Below are 9,911 nucleotides of genomic sequence, written 5' to 3' on the forward strand. Positions count from 1 at the left end.
ATATATGCTATTATGGAAAAAATGGTTCATAAAAATGTTTCATGTGAAACATTTTTTGCAATATAATATCATTAAAAATAAAAAGTTGAATAATTTATGCTTTGTTATTTAATGAAAAGATAATTTCAGAAGTGTAAATATGTTTCAATCAATGCATAACCTTTTAAATGTTAATTATAATGTTTCACGTGAAACATTTGATAAATTTCAAAAGTATTATTCGTTATTAAGTAAATGGAATTCAAAAATAAATTTAGTTTCAGCAACTACTTTACAAAACTTTTGGCAAAGGCATATTTTGGATTCTATACAATTATTAAATTACATTCACAATAAAGATATTATTTTAGTAGATTTAGGTAGTGGGGCTGGATTTCCAGGAGTAGTATTGTCTATAGCAGGGATAAAAAAAGTAGTACTGATAGAATCTGATAGCCGTAAAGCTGCTTTTTTATTACAAGCTGCTCAATTATCTGAGCAAAAGATTGAAATAATAAATGATAAAATACAAAACTTAAAGATAAAATGTGATATTGTGACTGTTAGAGCGCTAGCAAATATAGATACAATATTGTCTTATACTAAAAAATTTATTATTAAAGAAAAATATTTAATTTTAAAAGGTAAAAGTCCACAAAATGAAATCACTCAATCATTATTACATAATGAATTTAATTATAAGTTATATCAAAGTTGTACTAAGCATAATTCATATATACTAGAAATTAAAATGCGATAAGCAATGAATAATAACACACAAATTGTAGTCATTGTTAATCAAAAAGGAGGCGTAGGTAAAACTACTACTGCTACTAATTTAGCAACAGCATTTGCAGCGGTAGGAAAAAAAACACTTCTTATCGATCTAGATCCTCAAGGCAACGCAAGTATAGGATTTGGAATAAATGAGTTAAACACTAAAAAAAGTATATATCAAATTTTTATTAACCGTAATATTAATATTTCTGAGCAAGCATATAATATTGTTCATTCTTTACTAGTGCCAACCATAGTACCTAATTTAGATATAATAATTTCTAACATTGATCTTAGCGCTACTGAAATTGAACTTATTGCTGAACAAGATAAAGAATCAAAATTAAAATTAGCTCTTAGCTATATTCAGTCTCAATATGATTATATAATAGTAGACTGTTTGCCTTCTTTAGGATTACTAACTTTAAATGCTTTAACAGCTGCTACTCAAGTAATTATTCCTATGCAATGTGAATTTTTAGCCCTAGTAGGACTAAGCCAACTTTTAAAAATTATTGATAGGTTTAAACAAAAATTCAATCCTAATCTAAAAATTCAAGGTATATTATTAACTATGCATGATAGAAGAAATAAATTAACTTTGCAAGTTGAAGAAGATGTTCGAAAGCATCTGAAAAATTTAGTATTTAAAACTGTAATTCCAAGAAATGTTAGAATATCTGAAGCTCCATCTTTTGGCAAACCAGTAATTTTATACGATCCTAAATGCTTAGGATCTATAGCATACATGCACCTAGCTAAGGAAATATTAGGTACAAATTAATGGATAATATAAAAAATGCGCACATCTAAAACTCGAGGATTAGGAAGAGGCCTATCAGCTTTATTAAACGATAATATTGGTAGCTCTTCTTCTAATATTGCTCAAAATGATTCTATTAGTATTTTAAATATACATCAGTTGATTGTTAATTCTAATCAACCAAGAAAAGCTTTTGACCATGACAGTTTAATAGAGCTATCTAAATCAATACTAGCGCATGGTATATTACAGCCTATAATTGTTAATAAAACTAAAGAAGCAGATAAATATATTATAATTGCTGGAGAACGCAGGTGGAGAGCTGCTAAAATAGCTAATATAATTGAAGTGCCGGTTGTTATTATGGAGATTGACAATAATCAAGCATTACAAGTAGCATTAATTGAAAATATTCAAAGAGAAAAACTAAATATTATAGAAGAAGCTGAAGGATACTTAAGACTGATTGAGGAATTCAACTTTACTCAAGAAGGTTTAAGTAAAATTTTAGGTAAAAGTCGTAGCCATATTGCTAATCTATTGAGACTTAACAGTTTACCTATATCAGTTAAAGAGAGTTTGATTCAAGGTAAAATTACTATGGGGCATGCTAGAACTCTTGTTGGTTATGAAGATGCAGCTAAAATAATTGAAACAATTATTAATCAAAATTTGAATGTACGACAAACAGAAGCATATATAAAAAAATTAAATAATAAAAATAAATTAAACAATAATATAATTAAGCATGTCACTAGCTCAGAATTAGATGAATTGCGTATACTTACGCAAACTTTATCAGAAAAACTGAACACAAAAGTTATTATTGAAAATTCAAATCAGAGAGGCAAAATAACTATCTTTTTTTCCAGTCTAGAAAAATTAGATACCATTTTATCAAGAATAAAGTAGCAAAATTTAAGATTTTTTATTATTATTTCAATATCACTTGAGTCTGGTTCCGTCGCATCTGTATGGCATATTTATAATAATTTACCCAAAATCTGAGATTTTAGGAATTATACTGCCATTAACATTTTAAAATCATCGAAAGTATATACATATATGATCATTAGTTCCGACTGTTTTTAAATCATACAAATATTTTCTATACTGGTAATAGTAATCTTAGTACTATGAAAACCGTTAAAATCAAGCATTAGTTGATTTTGATTTTTAATAAATCTATAATCACGCTTCATGATATTATTCAGATATTTATTTTTTTATCTTTAATTAAATTTACAAAATTTGTCAATATTATAAAAAAATTAAAGCACAATGCCGAAAATAGAGATGAAAATGAAAGAGGACTTGTGTTTAGAGTATCAAGTAGTGGAACAAGTTTATTTAGATAAGAAATATAGAAAACAGGGTCTAATAGAAAAAAAACTACACTAGAAATAGAGAACATAAAATGCAAGCGAGAGAACGTAGTCTAACTTACGATGAAATGCCGAAATTTTTACAAGTAGTAAAGCAAGAAAAGAACGAGATAGTCAAAGATTTCATATTAGATGTATTATTATCTTGACATTAATATGTAATATGTTTTTTTATAAAATTAGTTAATTTTGTTGAAAATACAAATGTTTATATATAAATTTATTGTGTAGAATTGTAAAAATTAAAGATACGGTAAGAAGCAAAGTTTTGCAGCATTTTATTTGTGTTTTTATAATATCTACCTTCTAGATTTTTGAATGTTTATATTTTTATGTTATGCACCTGTAGCTTAACTGAATAGAGCACATGACTACGGATCATGAGGTTGGAGGTTTGAGTCCTTTCAGGTGCACCATTTTTAAATTTATTTTACAGTAAAATCAAAAAATAGCAAAACAAGTCATGCTATAGTATGTCGTTACAAGATTTTAGGACACATTATTAATCCTCTCAAAAAAAGTACTCCAACCCCAGATATGATTCTATATTTTTCATATCTTTTGCTAATCCCGGCTATTCTTTTAATATTTGCATATATTTGATATGTATTAGTTTTTTTTTATCTATCTCTCTTTAAAATTTTCTGTTCCTTTCATAGTACTACAGAAATTATGTTTTGCTTTTGCAGGCAGATTTAACTACGACATTCAAGGTAAGTCTTATTCGCAATAATATGCTAAACATTTATATCTGAATTATAGCTTTTATTAATCCTAATTCTAATGAAAAAAGTTTATATCGTGTATTTAATCATGAAGGACTGCAATTTTGGTATAATAATATATTGAAAGGTCCAAATGGTTTACAGAAGGTTTTACAGGTTATTATGTAGATAAAATTAACTACTATTATTTTTTAATATTCTGAAAAATCCATTAGTAACTATAACAATAAGCTATAATTACATTTATCTTTTCATGTTTCAAAGTTAACTGATAAAGATATTGAGCAACATTTCTTTAATCCTCAAGTAGTCAAAAACTGCCTTAGTACTGGTTCTAAACTAACTTTAGCATAAATATCAGTTAATTTTATATTACTATGATTCAATGCTGCACCAATCATATATTAACTTATACCAGCATCTGCTATCCAACTTTCAAATTCTCTTTTAAATCTTGTATTCTTAAGTTTTCTATGCTAGCCTTTTGAAAAATTTTATACAATCCTATTATGGATGCTATCTGCTCCCGCTCCTATCACTTGATAGCATTCATTCACTTGTAATTCTTAATTCCTCCTGATCTATTCCTTTTGCCATTAATGTCTTGAATTCTCTTGCTATTTTTCTAGCATCTCTAACTGATAAATCTGGATATGTCCTTATCTTTAGTTTTAGTTCCTCTTTTCTATATTTCTTATCTAAATATTTTTCTTCTTGATACTCTTAAGACAAGTCCACTTTTGATCTCTATAAACTGTTTTTTCATTCGGAGTCTACTTAGTACTCGATTTGTAAACTTTAATATTATTGAAGCCATAAATATGTTAGTATTTCGTTTTAGAGTTTGGATTTAGGCAACTTCTACTATCACATCTATAAATCGAGAAGCAGATTTTTCACCTTTTAGGTGACTAATCCGACTTTTTTCATCCTTAGCTAAAGAATCAAAAAAGTTCACGTTATTATTTACAACAACAATGGTACCAGTTATAGACATAATTGAATTACGCATATTATCTGGAATACCAGCTTTCTCTGCAGCTTTAATCAAGAAATCATCAAGCATTATTTCTGGCTCTCTACTTTGTACCTGTTGTAAAGCTCTTTTTTGAGTCAAAGAATCGTTTTACGTGCAGCAAAAAGGTAATCAAAACCGCCTTACGACTGTATATCATGGCAAACAGATTCTCTCATAGTCCAAGTTTTTGGTAAAGTTGCTGCAAATAATGATTTAGTTAACTCACAGTCTCCTTTAGCAAATTGATTCATCTCCATTGCCAGGTTAAGCAAGTCTTTTAAAGCATTCTCAATCTGCGGAGTAAAGGTTTTTAAACCTAATGAAAAAGCATAAACCTTAGCCTGAGAGCCAATGTTTTTCATTAGTTGTACTAGTTCTTCTCCTGAAATAATTGAGAAGCTGCCAAGATAAGCATCAATACCGCTACAGCTCATGCTTAATGATGGTGGGGAGTCATAGCAAACGGATGAAATGATGTTCGGCTTGTTCGAGCTGATAATCCACCAGCTGCATAATATCCAGCTGCTTGATCTTGATACGATGCTAGTTACATTAACACTCATTCCTTGAAACACATTCAATATGTTCCAAGCCAGTAGTGTTGGCATTTGCAAAAAAAAATAGTAGCACAAAATTTGCTTCCTTAAGCTCATAAACTACCTCTAATTTGGTAATACAATTGCTAAATATTGTCGATAATTTTATCCTCAGAGACTATTCCTCTAGCTATTGGATATATTTTCCTGCCGTTACTAGCCATCAAATACAACACTGGTACAATGTGTTCCGGGTTTAATTTATTCAGCAACTCATTATTCTTACTAACAGCTAACAGTTGAAATTTATATTTATCAGCAAAGCTTTGAACAGTAGGAATAAATGCCTTACAGAACAAACAATAAATAACACAGCAAGTTAAGTATTACTTTTATACCACTGGCGCTATTTATCAACTATCTGCACTAGCTAGACTTGCCATAATATCATCAGAAAGGAACACCACTACCATTGATCCTCAGCACTTGCTATTCTTTCAAGATCTTTTTAGAAATAGATAAATCTTTTCTATAATTTGATATATGCTTTTCATGATTTTTCAGTGGACAAGGTCATTAAACATCTTCCTATTATACGTTAGAATCTAGCTTTAAAATATATGGATCCAATATAAGAAATATACTCTTCTTTAGATAAGTAGATATTACCTGATACTCCTAATCCTATCTGATTACTCCATATAGTTATCGCTCCTCCCAATTGATAAAGCAACTCAGGCATTTGTTTAGCAGGTTCAGAAACAATAAATATTTGTGGCATAGTATCATCATCATATTTAAGTTGCATATTACTGCTGTTAGTATACAATAAGCGATGAATATAGCTGTAAAACTCAGGTACTATGGACATGTTATTATTTTCAATAGCATATTTTATCATAATGCCTGCTCTACCAGTTAGTATATCGTGACTTCTATCTCCTATAATAAATTTATTAAAGAATGTATGACTATAATCTTTAAGATTAGTATACATAATACCCACTACTGGAGAAACAATTATCTTTTGATGATGTTGTTTTAATGGATATAAATTTCCACCTAACATACAATCACTATAGTAACCCATGCTATCAGAAGGTTGAACAGTATCGTAATATCTGATTATACTATCATACTTAATAACGCCAAGTATACCTTGTATAAAAACATTTTGCTGAGGAAGATATTTACTATTTAAAGAAAATAAGTATGCATTGCTTGTTGTAGCAGAACTTTGATCGTGTATAAAATCAAGATTTGAATATAAACCAGTAGCACCAATAATAACCTTTTCGCTTAAATATTTATTTACTGTAATAAATGCTCCATTAATGCTTGTATTATAATTCTTCTCTCCTTTTTGCTGAACTTTACCAAAGAAAATATTTCCATCAATATTCCAACAATTAGAAATATTTGATCCAGAACTTATCATTGCTGGCAATGTGGTTTGCTCAGCTGTTAGTTTAGATAGACTTAATGTTGTAACATCTCTAGCTGTACTAATAACATCAAAATTAATATTACTAGTTATTTTATCATGATTTGTAATAGCAGCTTGCAATGCTTGTTGCTGACTCTTAAAACTTTTAATTTGCTGTTCTAGCTGTTGTTGCAGTATATCTAGCTCCTGATTGTAATACTGTTGACTTGTCCTAGCTATATCTAGGATGTTTAACTGATTTAGAAGATCTTGCGATTGTGCTGATATTTGCCGTGCTTGTTGATCAAGTTGGCTAGAAAGATTAGCTAACATATCTGCAAAATCCGGCAGCATTGCTTGTTGCATGGTAGGTGCTCCGGATTGTGTTATGTTTGTGCGCAATGCTGATATAAGATCAATCATATTTTTCATTTCATTTTTAAAAACTTCTAGATCTTGAATTGCTTGATTAAGTCTGTTAGGGGCACTATTGATAGCAAGTTCCATTTCATTAAATAAAGATATAAGATTGTTTTCATGTGTAATAGCATCTCCCTGTACTGCTAAGATGCTATTTATGCCGCTTTTAATTGTGTTTAACTGCATGTTAATAAGCCTTAGCATACCTGCTGTGTTTGGATCTACTGATTTTATTGATAGATTATCGATTGAAGGTAAATTTGTTATTTCCTGTTCAAATTTAGTTATCCCATCTCCTAATTGCTTTATCTTTTGCTGGAAATCCTGTATATCTTCATTAATATGCTTAGTCTCATTGGCACTGTTTTGGCTTCGGCCTATTCTTGCCTGTAACTTGTTTCTTAATGGTACAATATTATTGGGGTTATTGACTTCTTGTGGTATTTTAGATATTATACCGTAAGTACTACATATACGGTCATACAAGACTTTCATATGATCCCTATTATTGGGATCATTATTATATTTCTCGTTTAAAGATTGCATTGTAGCATTTACATCATTCCTTAAATCGTTTAATAATACTACATACTTGAATATATCATTACTAAATATTATTTGTTTCGTTATTCTGTTTTTTTCTTGGATTAGTTGCTGCTGTTGTTGAGATAGTTGAGATAATTTCCTTTTGTTATCATATATCTGATTAATTTTACTATTAAGTATATCTATGTTTGATGCGCTTTGAATCGCAGTAGTAAAAAACAATGCAGAAATAATTAGTAATTTTTTTGCTAAATCTACTTTTTTATTAATTTTCATCATATATAGCGTAATATATTTAAGATAATTTTATATTTTTTGTAATAAATTAAAAAGATTATGTAACCCTAGAGTGCTTTATAAATAACATATATTTTAGAATTTTATATAATTTAAAAATTACTTTATAGATATAATCACCAATTTAACTATACTACTTTAATCTTAAGGAAGATTAATATATTTTAATTGCTTTAGCAAGAAAATTTTCTTAACTTTTTTGTTATGCTTAAAAATATTTTACTGAAAATCAAAGACGAACAATTGTTAAATAAATTCTTTATACTAGTTACTAACTTTAATTCACACTTTAAATAGCATTTATTACCAAATAATAAACCAATAATATGCTTGATTAATTTAGGAATAGGGAACCATATCATCTAAATTTCCTTTTAATTAGTTTAAGACTATAAATTTCTTATTGTTCATTAATTAACAAATGTAAATTTAATCACAAAAACCAACTTTATACTGTTTTTTTGCCAAGATCGGCAATATCAAATTTATTTCTGAAAGTTTTTTAATAATAAATAGCAATTGATGTAGGTCTATGTATGATAACTTAATACTTTAATTAAGATGACAATATTATTTAAGTAAGAATATTAAATAATTTAACATTCTAGCTTTTAATACAATAAAATAGCAGTATAAAGGTACATTAAGATCAGGTTTTCATAATTGTAAATAGCTCATATAAAAATATTTGAAGAGTTTTTGCAATGTGACTAATAATATTAATAATTAGAGTTTCTGAATACTTATTACAGAATAGAGTGTTGTTACATCTTTTTTCCATGAAATCCTCTATCTTTGATAATTTTAATCTCCTATTGATGATCTCTTAATCATTACCAATTCCCTTAAACTATTTTATACATAATTTACCTCTTTTTACTGATCATTTTTCAACTTTCCAAGGAAGGAAATATAATGATTAAAGTTAACTAAGAGAAACGAGAGGGAGGAAGTGGAATAGTGGCTTGCTTGAGATAATTGTTGATAATATTATGCAGCTCATTGTAGGTATAAGGTTTTTCAATAAATGCGGTTACTCCCATGGAATAAAGTAAATGTTTAGTTTCATAAGTCTGAGTATGACCAGATAGAATAATAATGGGTATACTATACATTTTTGTTATTGTATGAATTTCTCGTACAACTTGCTCTCCATTTTTACCAGGCATTACCATATCTAGCAGCACTAAAGAGAAAAATTCTGGATTCTCCTTAATCAACTTAATAGCTTCAAAAGGATTGTTAACTGGAGTGGGCTTATAACGTTCAGCATATATATCCAAAGATATTGTATCTAAAACATTTTGATCATCATCAACTATTAAAATACTTTTATTGATTCTAATATGCTCCTCAAGCGCCTTAAGAGATTTTATAGAATGATATTCATAGCTAAATTCCAGCAATAATTTTTCCATTTCATCTGTTTTACGAAAAATTTCATTCTTACTGTAAACAGCTTTATTAAACCTCCTTCTGGTGTTGTAATGGTAACTAAAGATAAACTTACTTCCTATATTAGGGCGATTTTCAGCCCAAATTTCGCCATGATGTGCTAATATAATTTCTTTTGCAACGTTAAACCTAAGCCACACCACAAGCTTTAGATTTAGTTTTGCTCTTTCTTCAAATGGTAAAAAATTTTTTCAAGCTCATTCTCAGGTATACCTATTCCTCATCCTCAACTGATACTTCTATCCATTTTTGTATGGCTTTACTGTAATTAGAACATGCCAGATTGAATATTGAATTGCATTTGAAATAAGATTTAGCATACTTTTCTTATTCTAGCATAATCAAATCAAACATAGTTTCAGCTTGATCACATAATTTAAACTAATTATATGGTTTTCAGTTACGTTGAGTTTACTACATTCAGCAACTATTTCTTTTAACATGAATTGAAAATTATTTAACTCTATATCAAATACCATTCGCCTTGTTCGAACTTCGATAAATCAAGTAAATTGTTACTATATGATACCAATTTCTCAATACCAGAATTAGCTAATGTTATTATAGTTAATACTCTTTCTTTC

General features: G+C 28.4%; 5 protein-coding genes, 1 tRNA gene and 3 pseudogenes. 4 read left to right on the plus strand and 5 right to left on the minus strand.

Annotated features, from left to right (window positions below; all coding sequences use genetic code 11):
• Positions 1 to 139: 139 nt before the first annotated feature.
• The 4 genes from rsmG (at position 140) to OCHUTO_RS01095 (ending at position 3,320) form a co-directional block, all read left to right on the plus strand.
• A complete protein-coding gene (rsmG, locus tag OCHUTO_RS01080) occupies positions 140 to 739 on the plus strand; it encodes a 16S rRNA (guanine(527)-N(7))-methyltransferase RsmG (RefSeq protein WP_084215311.1) in 600 nt (199 codons plus the stop codon).
• A gap of 3 nt (positions 740 to 742) precedes the next feature.
• The gene (locus OCHUTO_RS01085) at positions 743 to 1,540 is read left to right on the plus strand and encodes a ParA family protein (protein ID WP_045797027.1); all 798 of its coding nucleotides are present in this window, start codon (positions 743 to 745) and stop codon (positions 1,538 to 1,540) included.
• Positions 1,541 to 1,555: 15 nt separating this feature from the next.
• Positions 1,556 to 2,431 (plus strand): ParB/RepB/Spo0J family partition protein, encoded by an 876-nt coding sequence (locus tag OCHUTO_RS01090; RefSeq protein WP_045797028.1) that lies wholly within the window; start codon positions 1,556 to 1,558, stop codon positions 2,429 to 2,431.
• Positions 2,432 to 3,243: 812 nt separating this feature from the next.
• Positions 3,244 to 3,320: transfer RNA gene (locus tag OCHUTO_RS01095), tRNA-Arg, on the plus strand.
• Between the two features lie 858 nt (positions 3,321 to 4,178).
• Here the strand turns inward: OCHUTO_RS01095 and OCHUTO_RS06220 are convergent.
• The 5 genes and pseudogenes from OCHUTO_RS06220 to OCHUTO_RS06225 all read right to left on the minus strand — a co-directional run.
• Positions 4,179 to 4,310, minus strand: a pseudogene (locus OCHUTO_RS06220) (integrase arm-type DNA-binding domain-containing protein); the annotation flags it as partial.
• 161 nt (positions 4,311 to 4,471) lie between these two features.
• A pseudogene (locus tag OCHUTO_RS01100) lies at positions 4,472 to 5,300 on the minus strand (conjugal transfer protein TraH); the annotation flags it as partial.
• A gap of 29 nt (positions 5,301 to 5,329) precedes the next feature.
• Positions 5,330 to 5,545, minus strand: a pseudogene (gene traF / locus OCHUTO_RS01105) (conjugal transfer protein TraF); the annotation flags it as partial.
• Positions 5,546 to 5,781: 236 nt separating this feature from the next.
• On the minus strand, positions 5,782 to 7,854 hold the full coding sequence (locus OCHUTO_RS01110; protein ID WP_084215313.1) for an autotransporter domain-containing protein: 2,073 nt from the start codon (positions 7,852 to 7,854) through the stop codon (positions 5,782 to 5,784).
• Between the two features lie 947 nt (positions 7,855 to 8,801).
• Complete coding sequence (locus OCHUTO_RS06225) at positions 8,802 to 9,470, minus strand: response regulator (RefSeq protein ID WP_232296909.1); 669 nt, start codon at positions 9,468 to 9,470, stop codon at positions 8,802 to 8,804.
• Positions 9,471 to 9,911 lie beyond the last annotated feature (441 nt).

Origin of the sequence: Orientia chuto str. Dubai (genome assembly GCF_000964595.1) — a bacterium.
Lineage (GTDB): Bacteria > Pseudomonadota > Alphaproteobacteria > Rickettsiales > Rickettsiaceae > Orientia > Orientia mediorientalis.